The organism is Thalassolituus sp. (assembly GCF_034111725.1).
GTDB lineage: Bacteria > Pseudomonadota > Gammaproteobacteria > Pseudomonadales > Oceanobacteraceae > Thalassolituus.
The window spans coordinates 1-24705 of record NZ_JAWUWR010000027.1 but is presented as its reverse complement, the minus strand read 5'-3'; the positions used below and the strand labels follow the sequence as shown (position 1 = coordinate 24705).

Annotated in this window: 16 protein-coding genes; 5 read left to right on the top strand and 11 right to left on the bottom strand. The window is 46.7% G+C overall.

Annotated elements, in window-relative coordinates; all coding sequences use genetic code 11:
• Positions 1-13 precede the first annotated feature (13 nt).
• Positions 14-2743, top strand: a complete 2730-nt coding sequence (locus UXZ23_RS03970; RefSeq protein WP_320819348.1) for a DUF748 domain-containing protein — start codon at positions 14-16, stop codon at positions 2741-2743.
• A 131-nt stretch (positions 2744-2874) separates the two neighbouring features.
• On the opposite strand, the gene UXZ23_RS03965 is transcribed toward UXZ23_RS03970, so the two are convergent.
• The 6 genes from UXZ23_RS03965 to UXZ23_RS03940 form a co-directional block, all read right to left on the bottom strand.
• On the bottom strand, positions 2875-7797 hold the full coding sequence (locus UXZ23_RS03965) for a biotin carboxylase N-terminal domain-containing protein (RefSeq protein WP_320819347.1): 4923 nt from the start codon (positions 7795-7797) through the stop codon (positions 2875-2877).
• A gap of 222 nt (positions 7798-8019) precedes the next feature.
• On the bottom strand, positions 8020-9231 hold the full coding sequence (fabB, locus tag UXZ23_RS03960; RefSeq protein ID WP_320819346.1) for a beta-ketoacyl-ACP synthase I: 1212 nt from the start codon (positions 9229-9231) through the stop codon (positions 8020-8022).
• 134 nt (positions 9232-9365) lie between these two features.
• Positions 9366-10148, bottom strand: a complete 783-nt coding sequence (locus UXZ23_RS03955; RefSeq protein WP_320819345.1) for a phosphatase PAP2 family protein — start codon at positions 10146-10148, stop codon at positions 9366-9368.
• Positions 10135-11733 carry a glycosyltransferase family 39 protein gene (locus UXZ23_RS03950; protein ID WP_320819344.1) on the bottom strand — a complete coding sequence of 533 codons (1599 nt, stop codon included), beginning with the start codon at positions 11731-11733 and terminating at the stop codon, positions 10135-10137. The genes UXZ23_RS03955 and UXZ23_RS03950 overlap by 14 nt, the downstream gene beginning before the upstream one ends.
• On the bottom strand, positions 11726-12784 hold the full coding sequence (locus UXZ23_RS03945) for a glycosyltransferase family 2 protein (RefSeq protein ID WP_320819343.1): 1059 nt from the start codon (positions 12782-12784) through the stop codon (positions 11726-11728). The genes UXZ23_RS03950 and UXZ23_RS03945 overlap by 8 nt, the downstream gene beginning before the upstream one ends.
• 174 nt (positions 12785-12958) lie before the next feature.
• Positions 12959-13885 (bottom strand): lysylphosphatidylglycerol synthase domain-containing protein, encoded by a 927-nt coding sequence (locus UXZ23_RS03940; protein WP_320819342.1) that lies wholly within the window; start codon positions 13883-13885, stop codon positions 12959-12961.
• A gap of 205 nt (positions 13886-14090) precedes the next feature.
• Between UXZ23_RS03940 and waaC the strand changes: the two genes are divergently transcribed.
• The gene (waaC, locus tag UXZ23_RS03935; protein ID WP_320819341.1) at positions 14091-15113 is read left to right on the top strand and encodes a lipopolysaccharide heptosyltransferase I; all 1023 of its coding nucleotides are present in this window, start codon (positions 14091-14093) and stop codon (positions 15111-15113) included.
• On the opposite strand, the gene UXZ23_RS03930 is transcribed toward waaC, so the two are convergent.
• Complete coding sequence (locus UXZ23_RS03930; RefSeq protein ID WP_320819340.1) at positions 15082-16197, bottom strand: AraC family transcriptional regulator; 1116 nt, start codon at positions 16195-16197, stop codon at positions 15082-15084. The two genes, waaC and UXZ23_RS03930, sit on opposite strands and share 32 nt — an antisense overlap.
• Before the next feature lie 157 nt (positions 16198-16354).
• Between UXZ23_RS03930 and UXZ23_RS03925 the strand changes: the two genes are divergently transcribed.
• Complete coding sequence (locus UXZ23_RS03925; RefSeq protein ID WP_320819339.1) at positions 16355-18010, top strand: glycerol-3-phosphate dehydrogenase/oxidase; 1656 nt, start codon at positions 16355-16357, stop codon at positions 18008-18010.
• Between the two features lie 52 nt (positions 18011-18062).
• Here the strand turns inward: UXZ23_RS03925 and UXZ23_RS03920 are convergent, their stop codons facing one another.
• Positions 18063-19283, bottom strand: a complete 1221-nt coding sequence (locus UXZ23_RS03920) for an EAL and HDOD domain-containing protein (RefSeq protein WP_320819338.1) — start codon at positions 19281-19283, stop codon at positions 18063-18065.
• 129 nt (positions 19284-19412) lie between these two features.
• On the opposite strand from UXZ23_RS03920, the gene UXZ23_RS03915 reads away from it, so the two are divergent.
• Together UXZ23_RS03915 and UXZ23_RS03910 are read left to right on the top strand one after the other, a co-directional pair.
• Complete coding sequence (locus UXZ23_RS03915) at positions 19413-20351, top strand: chemotaxis protein CheV (protein ID WP_320819337.1); 939 nt, start codon at positions 19413-19415, stop codon at positions 20349-20351.
• 101 nt (positions 20352-20452) lie between these two features.
• Positions 20453-21241, top strand: coding sequence for an MOSC domain-containing protein (locus tag UXZ23_RS03910; RefSeq protein ID WP_320819336.1), 789 nt, complete (start codon positions 20453-20455; stop codon positions 21239-21241).
• Positions 21242-21246: 5 nt separating this feature from the next.
• Here the strand turns inward: UXZ23_RS03910 and UXZ23_RS03905 are convergent, their stop codons facing one another.
• From UXZ23_RS03905 to gltA, 3 genes are all read right to left on the bottom strand, one after another.
• Positions 21247-21825, bottom strand: a complete 579-nt coding sequence (locus UXZ23_RS03905) for a hypothetical protein (protein WP_320819335.1) — start codon at positions 21823-21825, stop codon at positions 21247-21249.
• An 84-nt stretch (positions 21826-21909) separates the two neighbouring features.
• Positions 21910-22809, bottom strand: a complete 900-nt coding sequence (locus tag UXZ23_RS03900; protein WP_320819334.1) for an NAD(P)-dependent oxidoreductase — start codon at positions 22807-22809, stop codon at positions 21910-21912.
• Positions 22810-22907: 98 nt separating this feature from the next.
• Positions 22908-24188, bottom strand: coding sequence for a citrate synthase (gene gltA, locus UXZ23_RS03895; protein ID WP_320819333.1), 1281 nt, complete (start codon positions 24186-24188; stop codon positions 22908-22910).
• Between the last annotated feature and the right edge of the window lie 517 nt (positions 24189-24705).

The window sequence follows — 24705 nt, the reverse complement described above, 5'->3', positions numbered from 1 at the left end:
CGGAGATTTTCAAATGAGTTCGTTTGTATCGCGTCGTATTACCATCATAAGCGCCGTGACGTTAATAACCTTCGTCGTGTTATACACGGCTATTTTCTGGGCGGTGCCTAAGTTCGGTTTACGTTACATCGAACAGGAGTACGCTAAGCTTGGCGATGGTTATCAGCTAATGATTGGTGACTGGGGGATATCGCCTTGGAATGGTCATATTTTACTAAAAGACGTTAATGCTCAGTATCCGTCGAAAAGCACCGGCGAGCAGGTTGAGGTTGGCTTAGATAAGCTAGCCCTCAATGTACGTTTGGCTAGCCTGTTTAATAAAGAAATTCATATTCAGCAGGCCTCTCTGCATGGCTTACGTTTTAACGGTAAACAAACCAGCGATGAGTTAGTCCTTGCAGGTTTTCCAATTCCGTTGGCAAGCGATGATGCACCTGTTTCCACTGACGAAACCGCCAGTGATGATTCTAGCAGCCCGTGGATATTTTTGGTCGATTCAGTGGAATTCACCGACAACACCATTTATTGGAAACAAGATGGCTTAAGTGTTGGTGTGTACTTGCAGAGCATCACCCTCAGTCAATTAAACAGCGCTAGTCATGCTGCGGTTCCCGTAACCATTGATTTAACCGTAAAGGAATTTAATCTGACAGAGCCGCAGGCAATGTCGCTAGAAAAACCGCTTACTTTTACCTTAGACGGTAATTTATATGATGTTTTCACCAACCCGCGATTAACGGCTAATAGTGTTCTAAATGATTTAGACGTCACTGGCGACGCGCTTAAATCGTTGGTGCTTAGCAAGTTATCACTAGAAGGTGTCGACGCGAGTTATTCCGAAGCCGGTGTTGTTTTAAGTATCAAACAGCTTGTGCTGAATAATTTAGTCACTGAGTTGCCCGAGCAAGGTAGTGCCGAACTAGGCGATTTTATCGTTGACGATGTTCAAGTGGATTTGGCGAACGCGACGGCTGCGGTTGGTAATATTAAAGCCGATAACTTAAATACTGCTGATTTGGGTGTTACTAAAGCGGCATTAAAGTCACTGGGAATGCATTCAATTACGGCGAAAAACATTACAACCGATCCAGCTGTAGTGATTACCAATATAACCCTTACGGGTGCTAGTGCAGACTTACCCGAGCAAGGTAATGTGCAGCTAGAGGATTTCTCAATCGACAATGTCGATGTTGATCTTGCGACTGCGGTTGCCAGTATAGAAAAAATTTATGCGGGTAATTTCACTGCAGCCGATGTTGCCGGTGGTCTTGAAAGTGTGACCTTAGCATCACTTGGTTGGGAAAATATTAATGTTACCGAATTAAGAACAACGCCTAATATTACCCTACAAAAATTTGGTATAACCGATCTGAGTGCTAAGCATTTAACCGACGGTAATATGACCTTAGCCAGTTTAACGGTTAACGGTGTTAGCGGCGGTACTGAGTACCAAAATATCGAGCAAGTGGATGTGAAGGAACTAAACATTTATGGGGCTAACAGCGCTGTTCCGTTATTAAGCTTACAGGAATACCATATTCCCGATATTGCCGTTAATCAGATCAGTTTAACTACGGGCTTACATACCTATGCAGGGCTCGTAGCAACGGTCACCCGTGCTGCCAATGGCAACATCATCGGCATCCCTGCAAGTGCACCGGCGACGGCTCCAGCAGGCCAGTCAGTTGATACCGAAGCGCTAACGGAAGAAGACGTTGCGCCATCTCAGACATTTAGTGTGCGTATTGCTGGGGTAAAACAAGTTGGCGATGACGATAACTTAAGCCAAGTGCATTGGACTGATGAAAGTGTGACCCCAGTACTGACCGCCGACTTACGCATTTATGAATTGGAAACGGGCGCTGTCGATACCGCTAATCTAGAAACTGCTATTCCAATGACGATAGTGACAGGGTTGGATACTTATAATCGTATTGTTCTTAAAGGTGCCTTGGGCCTGAAGAATGACCTGCCTGAAGGTGAGCTAACCTTTACCATCGATCAGTTGAATTTACCGGCATTTAATCCATATGTGGTTCAGGCGATGGGTTATCGCGTGAAAAAAGGTATGTTGAAAGTTGATGCCGATATTACATTGCATGACGGTCAGCTGGGCGGTAACACAGATATTTTATTAAAAAATAGTAAGTTGGAACCAGCTGATGACGCCACGATTAATCGTATTAGCAAGCAAATCGCGATGCCGTTAGATACTGCCTTGTCGGTTCTTCGTGATGATAATAATAATATTCGCCTAGAAGTGCCTTTGTCAGGGGATATCACAGATCCTGATGTTGGCATCAATGATGTGATCAATCAGATCACTACTAAGGCGTTAAAAACTGCAACTGTGTATTATTTAAAACAATCTTTACAGCCATACGCTGGATTGATTACCTTGGCCTCTTTTGCAAGTGATCAATTATTTTCAATACGGTTGAATGATCTTAATTATGATCAATTTGTCACAGAATTAAACGACAACCAAAAAGAGTATTTGGATACCGTCGGTAGAATGATGAGTAAGAAAACCGATTTGGAGCTTCAGGTTTGCCCAGTGGTTAGTACGGATGAAGCTAAGCAATGGGGTGACGGCTGGGTTAATTATGCGCAAAAGCGTTCGGCCGCTGTTAAAGCGTATTTAGCCAGTGTAAAAGACAATAAAGATAACGTATTGTCGTCTCGTATCAGTCTGTGTGAACCGCAGAAGGGCGATAAACCGTTGGTAATCCTAGGAGTTTAATCGATAGAGGTTTAATAGACAGAAGTTTAAGTCAGAGCTACGCACTAAGTTAAACGCATAAAAAAAGAGCGCACATCAAATTGATTTGCGCTCTTTTTTTTGCCCGTAATCAAACGGACATTTTGAATCAATTAAGCGGCGTTCTCAGCACTTGCAATTGGCTTAACCACAAATAGTAGATCGCCTTGATTCACTTGCTGGCCATCACTGTTCATGATGCGCGTAACCTTAAACTTCTGATTAGCAGGATACAGTTCGGCACCTGTGCGGTTGAATTGCTTCAAGCTTAATGGTGTGAACATCTTCATGGCTTCCATCAAACACAGTGTTTGATCGACACCAATAATATCGCCTTCTTTCACGAATGCTGGTTCGCTAGGAGACGATGATCCATAAAAAATACTGGTCGAGGGCGACAGTACTTTTAATTCATCAGAGCCTTCGATTTTCAGCTGTGATGCATCGACAGCATCTGCATTCATATCGGCAGATTCTTGAATGTCGAGAATCAAAGCATCCACATCAATACGATCTAAGAATTGCGGCAAATAGGTTGTATCGTAAACACCTTTACAGAAAACCTCGTCATCAAGCACACGCTTTAATAACGGGATATTGGTGCAAACACCGGTGATACGTACTTGTTCTAAATACGTACGTAATTTTTTAATGGTGTCGTCACGGTCGGTACCGTAACAGATAATCTGTGCCACCATGCTGTCGTAGAAGGGTGATACTTTTTTACCCGGCGCAGCCATCGAAATTAATTCGATATGATCGCAGGCAGGCATAACACATTCGCGAATAGTACCTGGTGTCGGAACGAATTCGACGTTATCGCCTTTACGCACCGCTTTTTCAGCATTAACGCGAACTTCAATCGCATAACCATTCGCTTTAGGTGACATATCTTCAATACTGCCGCCTTCGGCAATTTTGAATTGAGTCGTAACGATATCAATACCTGACACGAGCTCAGTAACAGGGTGCTCTACTTGAAGACGAGTATTCATCTCCATGAAGTAGATTGCCATTGAGTCGAGATCGAAAATAAATTCAACGGTACCCGCCCCCACGTATTTAACCGCATCGGCTAGTTTTTCGGCGAAATCATAAGCGCTTTGCTCAAGTTCGCGCGGCAACATAGTGGAACCAGATTCTTCGAAAATCTTCTGGTTATTACGCTGCACCGAACAGTCACGCAGACCTAAAATACGAGTATTACCGTGTTTATCACGCAATACCTGAACTTCGATATGGCGTAATGAAGTGACGTATTTTTCTAAATAGACATCGCCGTTACCGAATGCTGCTTTTGCTTCGGTCGAAATTTGATGGAATAGGGAATGAATATTATCCGGGGATAACACCACTTGAATCCCTTTACCGCCACCACCGTGCACTGCTTTAAGCAGCACAGGGTAGCCAATATCGTCAGCAACACTAGCGGCATTCGCCGAGCTAGTAAGAATGCCGTGAGAACCAGGAACAACAGGAACATTAACGCGCATGGCAGTGTTAATAGCGTTCGACTTGTTGCCCATCGTTTCCATCGAAGATACTGGAGGTCCGACGAAATTAATGTCGTGGTTACCACATAGGGCAGCGAACTGGCTGCTCTCGGATAAGAAACCAATACCTGGGTGCAGAGCGTCGACGCCTTCGTGGTGAGCGATACGCAAAACTGACTTGGCATTTAAATAGCTTTCGTCTGGAGTATTACCACCAATACAAACCACGCGGTCTTGAGGTCCTAACATATCGACAGGAACGGATTCCATATCTGGGTCAGACTGAATTAAAACCACTTTAATATCGTTTTCTTGCGCCTTGCGAATTAATTTAACCGCAGTACAGCCGCGAGCATGGATCAATACTTTATTGATTTCGCCATACTTCTTCAGCTTGCTTGCATTGCTGCCAGTATCTGGAGCCATGCGTTCAGCCGTTACATAACCTTCAAGTACGCGTGCTAGTACGTCGTCGACTGTATAGCGAGCCACTGGCATATCAGGGTCGATAGCGCGCAGGCGTTCATCCAATTCTGGTAGGAATGGGTGAGCGACGAGGCCGTCCATCGACTTCGAAGACACCGACAAGTAGTTCGATAATGTGCAAGTGCTTGGCAAGTACGAAGGTACAACGATTTGCCCAGCAAAGGGCATGTTAGTACCAGAGAAGTAGTAGGTTTGCGCTAGAGGGTGAGTAACAAAACTCGCCTGCGCACCACCGGTGCAGTCTCCGAAACCAAAGATCACAATGGGTAAGTCGTTATCGCGTACAAAGCGAGTTAAGCGATCGTTAACCACGGCCATTGAGAATAGCGCAGCAGCGCCTTCTTTGGTTTGCATGCCGCCAGAAGAAACAAAGCATACCAGCGGCAAATGCTGACGCGCGCATTCAACCATTAACTTACAGAATTTCTCGGCACTGGCCATATCAAAGGCACCAGCTTGGAATTCTAAGTTCGAGATCAAAGCCCCAACACGCTGCTCGCGACCACCCACTTTAATCGTGCCTAAACCAGTGATAACACCACATGGCTTAATGCCTTTCTTTAAAGCATCGTCAATGGAATTAAGTAAACCAGGGAAGGCAACAGGATCTGCCGACATTAGGTTTGCATTTAACTCTTCGAAATCACTAAAGAAGCGCTCAATGAGGGCGCTAGCAGATGTCTTTTTCTGACGTTTGGCATCGTCTAGCACTTCTTGAATTAACAAGTCGTGGTAGGCCATGGTCAAGCGGTTCCAGAAGTCTTTACGACGACCAATCGATACCGGGTTTATACGGCCGTTGTAATTTTTACCATCAAGCTCGGCGCTGTGATATTCCGACAGCAACTTCTCGAAAATAAAAGTAATAACAACAAATAGAGTGTCGGATAAGCGCGGGAATGCCAGCTTTTTCCATTCTTCTACTGATTTTAGGAAATCACCACGCTGTGAGCTTTTAATAAAATAGCTCAACCAATGGTTAAACGATTCACGCTCAGCTGCGGTATAGGTATCACCCGCTGTTGCTTCGGATAATGATTTCTCAAGTAGTGCTTTTACGGCTTCGCGACTTAAGCTGCGATTCTCGTTCGCTTCTTTGGCAACGCTGCCTAAATTATGAATAAAGTTGTCGTACAAGCGGCCAAATACCAACATGTTTTGACATACTTGTGAAAATTCATAACGCAGTTCGTCATGCAAAATCGCATCAAGAATCGTAATGTCTGGATGCGCCGGATTTTGAATGTTTTCTTGGCGGAACTGAATATATGGCGCTAAGGCTTCTTCCAATATACGACGGTTCGCTTCAACCTTCATGCTAGCAACGCTGTTAGACAGGGCTTCTGTACGGGTCGATAATTTTAGCGATGCGCGAATATCTTCAGGTAATAACTCGTCTTTTAAAATCGTATTTAACGCAGTAGCCAAAGATTGACGTAGTGCGCCTTTCGATTTTTCTTTAGTTAAACCTTCGGTCAACTCTTGACGAGTTTCGTGTGGTAATTGCTCACGAATGTAGGTCGCCAGAGGGTGCGGGTTGTGCTCTAGAAATTCAGCAACGGCAACGGCATCTAAAATATCGTTGGCGCGTAATAAAAAACGGCTTTGTTTATAATCTTCGAGATAATTCATTAACCCTTGGAAGTTGACAGTTGCGTCAGATTTCCAACGATTAAATAAATATAAACCGAGGTTAAAGCATAAATCTTGCTTGGCTTTTAAATAGTTATTCTTCGGCTCACCCAAGAATAAACGCGCAATCGTGCTGCGGCTGCCTTCACGATCTTCGTATTTAGCCCAGAAGTTTTTCCACGATTTATGTAGGTCATCATCGTAAACAATCTTTTCTGGTGCTTGCAGCCAGTTTTGGAATTTACGCTTAGTTTCGCGTTGCAAACGCTTTTGCAGCTGTCCTTCAGGGATTTCTTTTTCCGCTAATCGGCCATAATTCTCGAGCGTCGTTGAATGAATACGACGACGTAGCGTGAGGTAGCGAGTGTAGCGATAGGTCAAACCGAAGATGTTGATGTGTTCGGTTGGCGACTGCGCTAAAAAGAAATTAGACCCTTTTTGTAGGGTTAATAATTTTTCAGAAGGCGTTAAGAATCGTTCCACACTGCGTTGGTAATGCAGCATCAAATCTGGATTTGTGCGGGCGAAATCTTTAGCACTGTTTTCGATTGACTCAATACCAGTGGTAATCGCCTTCAGAAGATTTATACGTTTTTCGTCGGCATCTGTTGGCGCGTAATCAATAATGCCGTCAATAATGCCTGATTCGCGTAATTGAAAACCCGACACTCCCACGTACTTAGCACATTCCTGCCACGACAGGTTGTACTTACGTGCAATACTGGCCAAACCTTGAGGCTGAATCGTATTAAAAATACCATCACGTACCGATAACAAGATATTGGTGGTTGCTAAAGGAATAGCACCGCCTGAATATCCCGCACCCCAAATAATACCTAGCGTAGGCACATCGTTATTGGCCATCTCAGTAATTAAATGGCTAATGGAGTGAGCTTGGTTATTGGCGTTGGCTTGTTCGCTGGCATCGGCACCTGGGGTGTCGATGAAAGTAACAATAGGCATTGAGCGGCTAGCAAACACGCGTGCTTGTTGTGCGGCCTTGTTATGGTGCTGCGCGCCCCATGTGCCGTTGTTGAATTCGCGGTTTTGGCAAATAAAACCAATGCGTCGTGCATGACCGCCAAAGTCGACTTCTGCTTCAGCACAATAGAGCGGGCCATCTTCTAGTTCAGAAATTATGCGCAGAGCGATATGTTGGACGATGGTTTTTGCGCCAATGCGCTGCGAACCTTCGCTCGGTGCTACAACTTGTTCTATATAATTGTCGATGTTAAGTGACTTCAGGCGATCAAGTTCTAGCTTGCAATCTTCAGGCGCAATAAGGCCTTTAACGCTGTGATCTACCGCGTTATCTTCGTACTCTGGGAACAGTGAAAAGTCAGCCGACAGTTGCTCTGCCTTCTGAAATAACTCGTCAATGTGCTTTGTCGAGTCAGTGTTCGCGCTTAAATCTAATTGTGTCATTCGTTGTGTATTCCACCTGTACCTGAGATCAATTGCGTCGCGAATCTGGTTGGATGTCGCTTAACCATTCAGCTTGAATAAGTCGCTTAATGTGCGGCGCTTGGTCTGTACTTTTTTATATCCGATTTCTAACGAACCGGTGAATTAGTCAATGCTTGCTCAAATTGGGTAAACCAATGGTTAAAAAATTATCGGTTTATGAGCGGCGCGAGTATGTCATTTTTATACGCTCTGGAAAACCAGTGTTGCGTTAGTGCCGCCAAAGCCGAAACTATTCGACATAACGGTCTTTAGTTCAGCAGGGCGGTTTTCAGTCACGATAGGCATGCCAACGGCTTCTGGATCTAGTTCACTGATATTGGCACTGCCAGTAATGAACCCATACTTTTGCATTAGTAAGCAGTAGATCGCCTCTTGAACGCCCGCCGCACCTAGAGAGTGACCTGTGAGCGACTTAGTAGAACTGGTTGGTGGCATCTTGCCAGCGAAAGCACGGTTTACGGCCTTTAGCTCGGTCAAATCCCCTGCAGGAGTACTCGTGCCATGGGTGTTGAGGTAGTCGATGGTAGGGTTTCCGGCCATTTCGAGTGCATTGTGCATGCAACGCTCAGCACCTTCGCCAGATGGAGCCACCATGTCGGCTCCATCAGAAGTTGCGCCATAACCAGTAATTTCGGCGTAAATTGTCGCACCGCGTGCTTTGGCATGTTCGTACTCTTCTAGCACGATGATGCCGCCACCGGCTGCAATAACAAACCCATCACGATTTGCATCGTAAGGGCGGGAGGCTGTTTCTGGGGTGTCGTTGTACTTGGTGGACAGCGCGCCCATGCCATCAAACTGCATGGTTTGTGACCAGTGTTCTTCTTCACCGCCACCTGCAAAAACGATATCTTGTTTGCCCCATTGAATCTGTTCCATCGCATGGCCAATACAATGAGCGCTGGTCGCGCAGGCGGATGCAATAGAGTAGTTGATGCCTTTAATGCCAAATGCGGTGGCTAAGTTTGCTGATACTGTGCTGCCCATGGTGCGAGTAACACGGTAGGGCCCAACGCGGCGTATACCTTTTTCACGCATGATATCGACGGCTTCAACGATTTCGCTACTGGACGCGCCACCAGATGCGGCAACCAAGCCAGTGCGTGGGTTGCTAATAAGTTCAGGCGTTAGACTCGAATCTTCAATAGCCTCAAGCATAGAAATATAGGAGTAAGCGGCGGAGTCGCCCATAAAACGGCGTAGCTTACGATCGATAAGATCATCCATTTCAATTTGTGGCACACCGGCAATGTGCGCGCGCAGCCCCATTTCTTCGTATCCTGGAACTACTCGAATACCGGAACGCTGCGCCTGTAACGACGCAAGAACCTCGGATTTATTGTTACCGATACAGCTAACAATCCCTAAACCTGTAACCACAACTCGACGCATGATAAATACTCTGGAACCGTAAAAACGTTGACTCTAAATATTTAAATACCTATGTATTTAAGGTATCCCATAACCACTCAGGCCAACACTATAAAGCACTGACCAAAAAGGCAAAAAGAAAAAGTTAATTGCCGTTATGTCTCTGTTGCTTCTGCTCGGTTGCGCTGACGCCAATTAAGGAACCAATAACGATAACCGATAACACAAACAGCGAGTACGCTAGCGGCTCCTCCGAGCAATCTTGTATCGGGGTAGCGACTATCGTGAAACAGCAAAGCAAAGCTTGCGATGGTCATCAGCACTGCGGCAGTTAATCGTAATTCTTGCGTTTGTAGCCAAGTGTACTCGTTGACGATTTTGATGGCTAACCATGCGAATAGCAGGCCGCTGGCAGAGCCAATGCAGATATCCAGAGGCCAATGAGCACCGACCGCCGCACGAGATAGTGCAGCAATACTGGCAATAATCAGTACGATCATTGCCCATGCAATGCGTTGTGTGTTGATCATCAGTAGGCCCGCCGCTGCTAGCGCCGTAAACGAGTGCCCGGATGGAAAGCTGTGGTTTTTTAAGAATGGGCCGATCACGTGCAACACTTCGCGATTGAGTACTGCCGCTGGTCGTGGGATATCCAACGCAAATTTTAACCCTTGTACGAATACAGCTCCCAGCAACAATAACACGATTGATTGATTAAACAAGGTAGGTTTGAAACTGCAGGCAATCGTTAATACAGCCACTGCAAATAGCGTATCGGCGACTAGGGTCATGTTGCCCCAAAATACGTCGGGAAGGTGTTGAGTAAGTGTCTGAATAGCAATAAAGGTATCGGCGTTACTATCGGTGAAAATCAGTGCCAATGCCAACAACAAATAGGCAGTGATCGTTGCAAATATAAGGCGCTCATGGTTGATCATTGCCGTCTTCCTTTGCGGTGTTGGCTGGTTGATTACCGCTATTCGCATTCGGCGCTGAGCGTTGAATGATCACGATAGGCCCAGATTGAAACAGTATTTGGTAGTGATCAATCGACGATAATCTGTCTTCGCGGGCAAAACCAATTTCGCCGACTTTTAGACTGCGACGCTCAGTTACCTTGTCGAGATAGACGTTAAAACTCGGCATATCAATAGACTGAGTTACCACTGTCACATCAAGCTGTTTGACGAATTGTGCCGCTTCGTAAACTGGGCGCTGCTGGGTTTCGCTAAAAGTCGGGACAAATACACACCAAATGAAGAGTGCTTGAACTATGCCCACCATTACCAAGCTGAACCAAGGGCTAAATCGACGCCAAAGTATTAAGGCCAAGCTAATTAGCGCCGCTAGGGCTGCTAAAATGGCAAAGTTTTGATCAAAGTAATCACCGGCACGCTCTGCGACTGCAATCTCAATAGGATTCGTAAGACCCGCTTTAATGGTTGGAATCAACAGTGGGAAGGCAATGAAAACCGCGAACAAAATCGCAGGAAATACCAAACTGAATAAGCGGCTTTGCAGCAAGCTACGATAACGGGCCATCAAGATGACGAGCGGCGTAGCACCATACAAGATGTAATGCGGAAGCTTAGTGCTGGCTAAACTAAAAAGTACCAATACGACTAAAAACCAGATCCATAAAAAGCGATCAAGTAGATCAAAACGTGATCCTGCGATATGACGCACAGTCGGCACGATACGCAGTAACAAAGCACCGAACGGTGCTAGTACAAAAGGCAAAACTAGCGGATAGAAGAAAAAACCACCGTCGTGACCTTCCATCGCATTATTGAACCTATTGACGTTGTGCTTTAGGAAAAAGCCATCAATAAAATCCTGCCCTTGCGCTTGGTATTCCAATACGTACCAAGGGGCGGCAATAACGATAAATACTATCCAGCCGGGTACAAAAAAGATCGCCCGCCAAAACTCGCGCTTTAACCCAGAGGTTAGGAAAAATAGTGCAGCCACCATCAAGGGGATAGCAACGGCCACTGGGCCTTTGGTTAATACGCCCAAAGCCATCAGGGCATAGATAAGATATAACTGCGTATTGTTCGGCGCTTGGCTAAAGCGATACATGGACAACAAGGTTGCCGCGAGTAGGGCGTTAAGCAAGGCATCCGCGGTAGCGACATGCGCAATGCCGTTGATACCAATGGCCGTTGCGGCAATTAAAACCGCGGCTTTGGCCGACTGGGTATCAACAAAACGACGGGCGAAAAAGAAAATGCACAGCGCCCACGATAAGCCAGCCAAGGCAGAAGGTAGACGGAAAGCCCAAACCTCAGTACCGAAGATTGAAATAGAGGCCGCTTGTAGCCAATAAATGAGAATAGGTTTATCAAAGCGCACTCTATCGTTGAGATAGGTGGTGATAAAATCATTGCGCTCAAACATGCCTCGAGTGGCTTCGCTGAATGCCCCTTCGTCGTGATCGAACAGCAAGTAGCCGTTTAAGTTTAGAAAGAATAATGCTGCCACTGTGGCAAATAGCCACAGCGGCATAGGCAATTTATGCATGTTTGTCCGAATCCGTTGCCGTTTCTGGCGTTGTGCCTTCAGAGCCTTCTGGCATCTTCATTTCAGGTTCTGCCCAGCAATCGGTATCGATATCGCAGGCATCCGTACGATGATAAATCACATACTGTTGGCGCTGCGATGATTCGAAGTAGGTGCGAGAAATCAGCTCAGACAAAACGCCCGTGGTTAAAAATTGTAATGAAGCAATCATACAAACCACTGCAATCATGAAGAGTGGACGACTACCAATATCCTCACCCAGTGCAAATTTAACGAATGCTAGATAGACCAAAAGCATGCCACTCACCGAGCCTAAGGCCAAGCCGATAGAGCCAAAGAAGTGACCTGGGCGTGCGCGGTAGCGCATGAAGAAGTACACCGAGAGCAAATCGAGAATCACACGGAAGGTACGAGAAATCCCGTACTTAGATTCACCGGCAACGCGTGCATTGTGGTTAACCACGATTTCGCCAATACGGCTTGGTGGCACGACTGCCGCTACCCATGCTGGTATGAAACGATGCATTTCGCCATATAATCTTACTTGCTTGATTACAGACGATTTGTAGATCTTGAGTGAACAGCCGTAGTCGTTAATACGCACGCCAGTGATCTTACCGATGAGGCGGTTAGCGATGCGTGAAGGAATCTTACGTAAAAACAAATCATCTTTACGATTCTTGCGCCAGCCCGTTAACAAATCCAAATCGCGTTCGATCAAATGCGCAACCATGCGTGGAATATCATTTGGATCATTCTGTAAATCGCCATCTAAGGTGGCGATTAGGTAACCGCGAGCTTCGTCAATACCCGCTTGCATTGCTGCGGTTTGGCCAAAGTTACGACGCAGTTCGACTATGCGTACATGGTTGCCATAAGCTTTGCTTTCTTTGTGCAGTGCTTGTGGCGTGCCGTCAGTGCTTCCGTCGTCGACGACCAATAACTCCCAAGGGCCGTTATAAGCTGCCATGGCTTCATGAACACGGCTCACCATTGGTGATACGTTCTCGATCTCGTTATACATAGGAATAACAATCGAGAGCGAAGGCATGGTAGTTGTCGTCGTATTTGACTCGGTCAAGGTCTGTACCACTCTGTCGGTTTGGCGAAAAAAGTTGAAGCGCGATCATACCCAAAAGGGGCGAGTGACAAAATAGCCAAAGGGCAAATAAGCTGTCGCAATTATGGGATAAGACGTTGTGAAAATCGGGATAACGCCACAGGACTAGTCTGCAGCGTAAGGACGCTTAACCGTAAAGGTTGCGGCAGCGATCAGTCCAGTTAGCAATAAAGTGCTACCCAGTACAAATAAGTGAAGGTTAACGGCGGCAGCCAAGGCGACATCGTTCTCTACCCCCCAAGGCAGCAAGCCAACTAAAACACCAGCTTCGTATGTGCCAGCGCCCGCTATCCCATGAATTGGCAGAACACTGCTTAGTTCGCCAGCGGTAGCGCCCATCCAGCTTTGGAAAAACTCAATATTGGTGAATTGTTGCAGTAGCCAAGTGTAGACGGCCAGCTTTAGCGCCCAGTTAATAATGGTCCAGAAAAGCGCGCGGCTATAACTCCATGCTGAATCAGGTAGGGCGTGCATCAGTTCGCTGGCTTTCTGTGCCCACGAAGATTCGCGACCAAGCAGAAATTCTTTAATAGCAATTTGCAGTGGTAGCACCAGTAATGGCAGTGCGACTAGAGCTGCGCCGACGGCAATTTTGATTTCCTGCGCCACTGGCCATAAAGAATGCAAAGACAACAGGGCCAACATAAGTAAGGCATACAGATCTAGCAGACGCAGCCACAATAGGGCCGGCGCGCTATGGCGGAAAGGAACGTTGAAGTATTGCTTCATGAGTAACGGGAATGCCGTTTCACCGCTGCGCATAGGCAATAGATTATTGAAAAAGTTATGTAGCACGGTTAAGCGAGTTAAGGCGACAAAATGCCCGCGACAGTTGCTATAAAAAAAGTCGTAAAAACGCACTGCGCGTAATATGTAGCTAATGAAGATGAGCGTGAGTGAGACTAAAAGAGAATCTAAGGGGATGCTTTGCCAACTAGCTAATACCGCCGTCCAGCCATAGCTGCGCTCCACCAGCCAAAGCAAGGCGATTAGCAGTAAACACCCAAGCCAAAACTTCCAAGACTTTAGCACTATACATTCTCCATATTGCCTTCTTGGCACTCATTCGGCCTTGTTAGCATTAACAACTGAATATCGCGCATAGGCGCAAAGGGCGGAATAGTCCTCTTGCCACGGTTAGGTGTCAAGTCGAGACGATTGGATTGGTACTGTATAAATTGGAGCGGCGGCTACCTTTGCGGTAAAGTTGCGACCTTCATGAATTAAGGGGCTGTGCGTGAAAGTACTTCTGGTTAAAACCTCATCGCTGGGGGATGTGTTTCATACGTTACCGGCGGTTGAAGACGCATTTCGTGCGATTCCGAATCTTGAGATAGATTGGGTTGTTGAAGAAGACTTTGCCGATATTCCCACTTGGCACCCCGCAGTTAAACGCGTTATTCCAGTCGCGTGGCGGCGTTGGCGAAAAAACTTGCGCGATAGCCAAAATCGCGCAGAGATGAAGGCATTTTGGCAGGCATTACGGTCGCAAGAATATGACTGCGTACTAGATGCTCAAGGATTAATCAAAAGTGCTGTATTCACGCGGTTGGCTAAAGGCCCGCGCTTTGGTTTGAGTCGCCATAGTTGTCGTGAGCCGCTAGCGGCATTGGCGTACCAGTATCCGCAAAATGTCGAAAAAGGGCAGCATGCCATTCCTCGCGTTAGAAAGTTGTTTGCTCAGAGTTTGGGCTATGAGCTACCGATATTAGAAGTCAATTATGGTGTTGATCCTTCGCGTTGGGCTCGCCCGGATGTTGAAGGAGACTATTGGGTGTTCCTGCATGGCACGACGTGGATTACCAAGCTTTGGCCAGAAGCCTACTGGCGTGAACTCGCACAAAAAGTCGCTGACTCAGGTCGCAAGGCGATACTGCCGTGGGGTAATGAAGAAGAGCGCGAACGAGCCCAACGTATTGCGGCTAATATTCCGAACGCGATTGTATTGCCGAAGATGGGTTTAAACGCATTGAATGCCTATCTGGCCAATGCCCAAGCGGTAGTGGGTGTTGATACTGGGTTATCGCACGTCGTTGCCGCATTGGCTGTTCCTGCTGTTGCGATATACGGTGCGACCAATGCGACGCTAACGGGAGTGCTGGGGCCTGCCGTAACAGTGATGAGTAGCACACGTTCGTGTGCGCCTTGTTTATCGAAAACTTGCTTAAAGCCCGATCCGGAGGCTATTCAGCCTCCGTGCTATCGTGACATTTCACCCGAACGAGTTTTTACGCATCTAACTGCTCTTCTTTCTCGGTAGTATTTTCAGTATCAGCAGGGGACACGCTTCTATGCTTGGCTTCTGCTGCCTGACCATGATGAGCTCGTCGGAATTCTCCCGGCGTAATTCCCGTCCAAGCTTTAAAACGACGTTGAAAGGATCGCGCTTCGCTAAAGCCTAGGCGATCGGAAATATCCGAAATTGATAAGTCACTGTGAGTTAACCATTCCATCGACATCTCATGGCGAAGACTATCGAGTAATTGCTGGTAAGAAGTTCCAACTTCACCGAGGCGACGTTGCAATGTTCGTTCAGCCATACCCAATTGTTCCGCAACCCTATCTCGTCGCGGTAACCCTGACTGCATCATACTGAGTAAAATTGATCGCGCTTGTACAACAAGGCTGTTGCTGCTTTGCAGTTCTGAGGTCAAGCTTGCAGCATGGTGCTCCAGTGCCGAAAGTAATGCGGGGTCAGGCTGACGTAGCTTGAGATCTAAAATTGATTCACAGAATACGATGCCATTGATCGGGGCATTAAAGGTAACTGGCGCTTGAAATATTTCTTCATACTCCACCCGCAATCTATCACTCGGAGCGGCATGCTCAATAAATACTTCTAACGGCTTACCTTCGGGCATTTCTGTTAGCCAGCGCGCAAAGTACACCCACGATGCCACAACGTTGTCGATCAATTGCGGACGCACGACAGGATCTGTGTAATGACAAATCCAATGCATGAGCATGTTGCCGTTGCGCCGTTCGATTTTAGTAACGCCCATATCGCCAATTAGGGCTTCGTAGCGGGGCACTATCATTAAAGCTTCACGAGCGGTACGACTGTTCATTGCCATATAACCAACTAGGCTGTATGCGCCTGGTTGAACATGTTTAGCAGAGTGTAAACCAAAGAGCGGGTCGCCACTCTTTTCGATAAGCCAACGCAGTAACGACTGTAGGTCAGAACCTGTTGTTCGACTGATCTGGTTATCTAGAACGCCTGACGGAAGCCGACACGCTTCCAATGCGTCTTCTGGTTCAATGCAATAATCACGAGCGGCGTGCAAAAACTGGCGCATTACTGCCGTTGATGCACTGCCTAGCAAATTGTTGTTATTTTTCATAGCAGGCCTGAAACTACTGTCACTATTATTTTAGAACCAGACTGAAACAGACAAATTTCCAGTGAGGCCACTGCTATACTGACGGACTGGTAGGTAATGCGGCAAGATTAAGTCTGTAACAGAATGTACAGAGCCACCGATAGGAAGCAAAAACTTGATGAAACAGTGCGAAAACACTAGTGATCTCTGGGATGTTCGGCGCTCAACAAATATTGCGGCGCGGCTCTCAACTTATGCCCAAACTTGGGATTTGGTGATTGCTGGCGGTGGCATAACGGGCGCGGGAATTGCTCGGGAGGCTGCGCGCAGAGGTTTACGTGTGTTACTCGTTGAACGCCAAGATTTTGCCTGGGGCACATCCAGTCGGTCATCAAAGATGGTTCATGGTGGGCTACGTTACATTGCTCAGGGTGATATCAAAACAACGCTTCACTCCGTGCGCGAGCGCGAGCGTTTGATGCGCGAAGCTCCAGGTCTGGTTGACCAAATGCCTTACATTATGCCGCATTACAAAGGGCGCTTCCCCGGACCAAAGATCTTTGGTCTGTTATTGATGGTTTACGATTTTTTAGCGGGTAAGCGTTACCGTAAATTCCACAATGCCACTGAATTAAGCAAGATGTTGCCGGGCTTAGCGACTGAGGGGCTACTGGGTGGTACTGAATTCGCTGATGCGGTGACCGATGATTCACGCTTAGTTATGCGCGTATTGCATGAGGCGATACGTGATGGCGCAGAAGTTATCAATTACGCCGCCGTGGCGGGCGTTGAACGTATCGACGGTAAAGTCAGTGCGGTACATATTACTGATGAACTGACCGGTGAACGGATTACGTTATCTACCAACGCCGTAGTCAACGCAACGGGTGCATGGGCTGATGTACTGCGAGCCCAAGAGGGGGAGCAAGCGCAAATACGGCCTGCTCGAGGTAGCCATATCGTACTATCTGCAGAAAAATTACCGGTTCCGGTATCTCTAACGGTATTGCATCCTCAGGATCAGCGTCCCATTTTTGTTTACCCATGGGAAGGCCGCACTGTTGTGGGAACAACCGATTTAGATCACCCAGATACATCCAATACTGAAGCCAGTATGACCCAGCAAGAATTGGATTATTTGTTGGCTCTATTAGCTCATCAGTATCCCGATGCTCATATCACCAGTAATGATGTAATTTCTTCTTGGGCCGGTGTTCGTCCGCTGGTGTCTTCAGGCGCTCTTAATCCGTCGAAGGAAAAACGAGATCATTCAATTTGGGACGACCAAGGCCTAGTCACCGTGAGCGGCGGTAAGTTAACGACGTTTCGCCTGATTGCCTTGGATGTACTCGATACCGCTAAAACTTATTTACCGGATATGCCCAATCAAGATGACGATGCCGCGGTTTTGGCTCCTGCAGATACCTCACACCCAAGTTTTGATGGTTTAACGCAGCAGCAGCAGCGGCGTTTGAGTGGCCACTATGGTTCGGATTTAAATCAGCTGTTGGCAGAGGCTGGGCTGGATGAATTGTCAGAAATCCCCGGCTCTTGTGCTTTGTGGGCAGAATTGCGCTGGGCTACTGCGCATGAATCGGTGGTTCATCTTGATGATTTACTGTTGCGTCGCACGCGCATTGGGCTGCTGGTGGAAGAAGGCGGAATGATATTTGAAGATCGTATTCGTGCTATTTGTCAGCCATTGTTGGCCTGGTCAGATGTTCAGTGGCAGCAAGAGGCTTTGCGTTATCGCGAGATTTGGCGTCAGCACTATTCACTACCTGTAGCCGAGACCAGTGACACTGCTCAGCCTACTTTGGTGCGTACGGCCTGAAATCGGTTTGTCTTCAGTGCTTGATCTAAACGCCGCCTAATGCGGCGTTTTTTTATGCAGGTATTGAAAGTGCGTCGCGCGTGAGTACCAAAGCGCGTTTTAATAATGGGCTCATCTGGTCGGGGGTAATACCGATTAATTTCCAAGGAATCTTACTCCACTCGCCCTTTTCGATAAGCTGGAGCGTTTGTAACAAGGCTCCATATTCGCCCTCGTGACGCAGTAGTCCTTCACTCAGGTTATCGGGGAGCACTAAGCGTGAGCAGATATCTTCAAGGCTAACGTCCATGAATGCGTCGAGAAGCGAAAATAAACCGAGCGTGAAGGCTGTGTCAGGTTCTAGCGATGGATTACTGCCAGCAAGCTCTTGCGCGGTAAAGGCGCGAGTCATTGCTTGCTCTTGCAGTGCTCGAGGTTTGCTGTCTAAGCGACCTAGCGCCAATAAGCTGGTCCAGTTACGAATTCGATCTAGGCCAAGCATCATAATGGCTCGTTGAATGGATGCGACTTTTGTTGTGCACCCCATGGCGCTCGAGTTCACCATCTGCAACAGGCGAAAACTTAATTGCGGGTCGGTCTGTAAAATTTTACCAATTTCATTGATGTCAGCATCTTTGCGGTTTAGAGCTTGCAGTAGTTGCAGCACCGCCATTTGATTATCGGGTAAGCGATGTCCATACAAAATCATCGGTTTACTGTAAAAATAGCCCTGAAATAAGTCATAACTGGCCGCTTTGCAGTATTCATACTGATTATAGTTTTCGACCTTTTCCGCCAGCCATTTAAGGCCAGGCCTCTGATATTTTTCTCTTAGTTCGCCTATGAGCTCGATATTTTTTAACCCGAGTAAATCGACTTTTACGATATCCGCTAGTGGTAACCATAAGCTCTGCTCTTCACCGCCGACATAATCATCTATTGCGATGCGATAGCCTTTGTCGCGGAGTCTTTGCACCGCAGCCATATTGGCCCCAGTTGGCTTAATGTGTTCTAGCACTTCTGCGACTAAATGATCGGGCTCTATGGCGAGCGGCGTATGCAGCCATTGCTCCGTCAGATTTACAAAGGCGGGAAGCCCTCCTGTCACCAATTCTAGGCCGATTTCATGCATGGCCCCTATAACGACTTCACTTGTTGCCTGATCGCCATTAGCGTTCTGCCAAACTAGGTTATCGCTTGGGATAGGTCTACAAAGCAGCTCGTACGCCACCACCCGCAACTCACGGTCAAGAATTGGCTGGCGGGCGAGAAGTGGAAGTGGTTGCTGCTTCATGTAATAACTCCGTTTGTCGCAGATCGGGATCTGTATTTCTCAATGATTGGTATTAGTGTAGACGGGTTTTTCATGCGTTTTCGTTTGGCTTGTCTACACTTCTGAAAGAGAAAAACGTTGGAGTGAATTATGAGCGGTATGCTAAGTAGCGTTGATGCCCGCACGCAGCTGGTCGGGCAGAATCGCCTAGAGCTGTTGTTGTTTCATCTTGGTGGCAGCCAACACTTTGCCATTAACGTATTTAAAGTGCAGGAAGTCATGCGTTTGCCGCCTTTGACTAAAATCCCCGATCGTCATCCTGTGGTAAGAGGGGTTACTCATCTGCGTGGACAAACTGTACCGGTAGTCGACTTACGCCAAGCCATTCAAATGGGTACTTTAAAAACGGCTGATAGCGACGCAACCATCATTGTTACTGAATACAACATGACGGTGCAGGCGTTTTTGGTGGGTGGTGTCGATCGTATTGTGAACATGAATTGGAATGAAATCTTGCCGCCTCCTGGTGGAGCGGGACGTCAACACTATTTAACGGCAATTACTCGTATTGATGACCGCATTGTTGAGATCATTGATGTAGAGAAAGTCCTTGCTGAAATAGCGCCCTACAACGTGCAATTATCGCCAGAAATTTACGATAAAGAACTACTTGAGCGTATTCATGGCAAGGATATTTTGATTGTTGATGACTCTAAAGTGGCGATTGAGCAAATGAAACAAGTCCTAGTACCTATGGGGCTTAATATTATTGAGGCACACAATGGACTTGAGGCTTATCAGCTGCTGATGCACTGGAAAGAGCAAGGACGTGATATTGAAAATAATTTAATGATGATTATTACAGATGCTGAAATGCCAGAAATGGACGGCTACATGCTCACAACTGAAATACGTCGAGATCCAGAATTGAAAAATACCTGCGTCGTATTGCATACATCGTTATCAGGTAATTTTAATAAAGCGATGGTGGAGAAAGTGGGCTGCGATGGCTTTTTATCGAAATTTGCTCCAGAAGCGATGGCTAACGAAGTCCAGCGCTTAATGAAAAAGCGCCTTGGGATGATCTAAATATCTTTGAAAATCTGGCGATTACTGCTGGTGGTCGTCGATTTTGACTTTTACACTGATGCCTTTCCCCTGGGGTGTCCTCATGAACATTTCTCGCCTATTTGTCTACCCCATTAAGTCCTAAGTCCTGCGCTGGTACTGAAGTTGATGCATTGTCATTCGATTTGCATGGCCCGCGTCACGATCGTCGTTATGTAATAGTTAAACCGAATGGTGATTTTCTTACACAGCGCCAGTGGCCTGCTATGGCGTGGATAAAGCCCACCGTATCAAATGACGGTTTAAACATAACTGCGCCGGGGATGGAGGATGTTCGCCTTAATCTTGAGGTGGCTGGCGGACGTCGTCGGGTTAATATTTGGCGTGATGAGCTAGAGGGGGATGATTGCGGTGATGCCATCGCGGATTGGCTCAGCAAATACCTTAAAACCCCGAGTCGGTTAATGCGACTGCCACAAGATAGTCGGCGTCGAGTGGATACCGATTACGTTGCTCAGGAGCAATGGGTTGGCTACGCCGACGGTTTCCCGTTATTGGTGATCAGCCAAACCAGTGTGGATTTTTTGAGTGCAAAACTGGGACGCGAATTTGCGTTACAACGATTCCGTCCGAATATCGTTGTGGCTGGAGCTGAACGTGAATTTGCAGAGTGTGATTGGCAATCGTTGTATTTGCAATCTGTAGGTGAAATACAGTTAGTAAAACCGTGTGAGCGTTGTGTGATCCCAACCCGAGATCTTGCCACGCAAACTCGAGAGTCCGATGCGTTAGACGTGTTGAAAAATTATTGTCGCATCGATGGGCGAATTGTATTCGGTCAAAACGCTATTTTGATCGGAGCGAAGGAGCTTAGCGTTGGGCAACAACTCAGCAGTAATGACGGCAGTTAAGAGGATTAAAATAATTCTATATCATCGGTGGTATCGAAATCATCTTTCACATCGGCATTAAAATTATGATGATAAATTTGTAATGCATCCGCAATAGAGTGACCCGCCATAATGTGTTCAAACATAATGCGCTCTGCCTCCATTGTGTAATTACTTTTAATATGATTTTGCAGTTTTTTCCACGCATCCAACCGGTAGCGCTCTTCTGGATTGGATATTAGGTGGCCAGTACGTTCTAAACTATCACCAACGTGTTCCATTCGTTGCGTTAACCGATCATAGAATTGGAATGCGACAATAGCACTCATTACTTCGCTTTGAATAACCCGCGCGGAATCCGCTATTTCGCTTGCTACGCTGGCATCTAACGCGGTAACACGATCAATTATTTGCTGAGTGTGGTCGGCCATTCGCGTAAAGCTTGCAGTAAGGGTGTTGATTGAATTATTGCCTTCAACCAACGACGTATCAATTTGTGCGACCGCCAGCGCTAGCATTGCTAACGTTTCGTGAATTTGACTCCAGTCCAATTGATCGGGGGCAGCGGTACGGCCCTCTAGTGTGTGGCGCGGCGTTTGGCTCATGTTGATTCACTCAAGCTATTCTTCATTTAGCATAGATGAGTTTGTTTCTGTCGCCACACGGGTAATGCTTTAGATTGGGGAGTGTCAGGTTAGCCCCCCCGATTTTGTTTTTTGTAGACGCATTAGTAAGGCAGAAGTATCCAAACGCCCTAAATTGTCGGCTTGTAACTCACTATAAAAGCCGCTGACCTGGCATGTTGTTGGTAAGTCTATGTTCAATCTCGACGCTTCTTTCAGGCAGATAGCCAAGTCTTTTTGCATCAAATCGACGGCAAAACCATGCTCGTACTCTCCGGCGATCATGGTCTTATGTCGATTGACTTGTTGCCAGCTGCTTGCGGCACCTTGGGAGACGACGTCCATTACTTTCTGGGTATCTAAACCAGCTTGTTCAGCGAAGAAAAGCCCTTCAGCTAGAGCCTCGATCAGTCCTGCTACACAAATCTGGTTAACCATTTTGGTTTTTTGTCCGCTACCAACGGGGCCCATATGCACAATAGCCTTTGTATAAGGGGCCGTTGTAGTTTGGACTTGCTTGAATACCTCCGCTGGGCAGCCCACCATAAGGCTTAGTTGACCGTTAATCGCGCCTTGCTGGCCACCAGAAACAGGAGCGTCAACATAAAAACAACCGACCTCAGCTGCAGCGTTCGCCATATCAATGGCTAATTGGGCGCTGGTTGTCGAATGATCAATGATGACGGTATTGGTTGATAACTTAGAAATTATACCGTTATCTCCAGTGAGCAGTTCACGTGCGTCTTCGTCTTTGCTGACGCACAAAATAACGACATTACTTTTTTCGATATTTTTCATCGGCGTGGATAGGGCAGTTCCGAAAAAACTCTCTAGCCAGTTAGAGGATTTACTCGGAGTACGATTAAACACACTGACATTAAAACCTGCATTAGCAAGGTGTCCTGCCATTGGAAATCCCATATTGCCTAAGCCAATAAAATGAATTTTATCTGTGGTTTTTACCATTGAAAGCTCCTTGTAACTGACAGGGTTTGAATACAAAAAAGCCGCTCGATGAGCGGCTTTTTTGCTATGTCTTACGACATTGTAGCGATGACTCCAACTTACTTCGTTGGGTAGTCACGCATCGTGTGACCAGTGTACAACTGACGCGGGCGACCAATACGGTAATCGCTGCTGATCATTTCGTTCCAATGCGCAATCCAGCCTGGAGTGCGGCCAGTTGCGAAGATAACGGTGAACATTTCAGTTGGTATACCGATCGCTTTCAGAATGATACCTGAATAGAAATCGACGTTTGGATACAAGCCACGCTTAATGAAGTATTCATCTTCAGTGGCGATTTTTTCAAGCTTCATAGCGATTTTCAGCAATGGATCATCTTCCATGCCGAGCTCTGCCAATACTTCATCACACGTTTGCTTCATTACTTTAGCGCGTGGGTCGAAGTTTTTATAAACGCGGTGACCAAAGCCCATTAGGCGGAATGGATCATCTTTGTCTTTTGCTTTGGCAACGAAAGCATCGATATTGGATTCGTCACCAATTTCATTCAACATTTTCAGCACAGCTTCGTTAGCACCACCGTGAGCTGGGCCCCACAATGCAGCAATACCAGAAGCGCTACAGGCGAATGGGTTAGCGCCCGTTGAGCCAGCCAAGCGCACAGTAGAGGTCGAAGCGTTTTGCTCGTGATCCGCATGCAATAGGAAAATACGATCCATTGCTTTAGCCAGTACGGGGCTGACTTTGGCATCTTCACATGGCGTGTTGAACATCATGTGTAAGAAGTTTTCAGAGTAGCTCAATTCGTTCTTTGGATACATGAACGGCTGGCCAATAGAATACTTGTATACCATTGCTGCCAATGTGGGCATTTTTGCGATCAAACGATGCGCAGATACCATGCGGTGGTGTTCATCATGGATATCTAACGAGTCGTGATAGAACGCAGAAAGTGCTCCAACAACACCGCACATAACCGCCATTGGGTGAGCGTCACGACGGAAGCCGTTGAAGAAGTGGCTTAATTGCTCGTGCACCATGGTGTGGTTTTTGATGGTGTCTACGAAGGTTTGCTTTTCTGCAGCGGTCGGTAGTTCCCCATGCAGTAGTAAAAAGCAGGTTTCTAGGTAATCAGACTTCTCGGCAAGCTGATCAATAGGGTAACCGCGGTGCAATAAAATACCTGCGTTGCCGTCGATGTAAGTGATCTTAGATTCAGTCGCGGCGGTCGATACAAAGCCAGGATCGTAGGTAAATAGACCTTTACCAGTCAGACTACGAACGTCAACAACATCTGGCCCTACAGTGCCTTCATACACTGGCAATTCCAATGCTTCTTCAATGCCATCAACCTTCAGTATTGCTTTTTTGTCAGCCATGGATAGGCCTCCTACTGTTCTAATTTAAACCTTAAGGAGTCTCTGAAAGCACTCCGGGAATCTCAGTCGTAACAAACTAATTAGTTGCTATGGCTGAGCCTTCTCTGGAATCAAACGATTATTCTCAGACGACTATTCAGAGCACCTTAATTAAAGGCGTTACTTCAAAATAAGGGGGACAACTATAGGTTCTGAACTTTGTTTGTCAATTACCTGTCACGTTTCTCAGTATCCTATATTACAGTCAAGTATAGATGGTTCTGTTTGTAACCTTCCTTCGCCTAAGGTCTTAGTTTGTATAGATATAGCGTCAGTTTGGTTTGTAAAACATCGCCGCGGTGACTATAATTTGTCGCAGCCCAAAAGTTGTGCAAAACTTGTACAGCGATTTGAGCAATCTTCTTGAGCCTGTGCTTAGCTCTGAATTTTCAGAAGTCTGAGCCCATATGACAGTGAATAAGAGCCGTGAATAGCAATAGTCCTACAAATTTAGATCTGACTACTATTGACCTCCCAC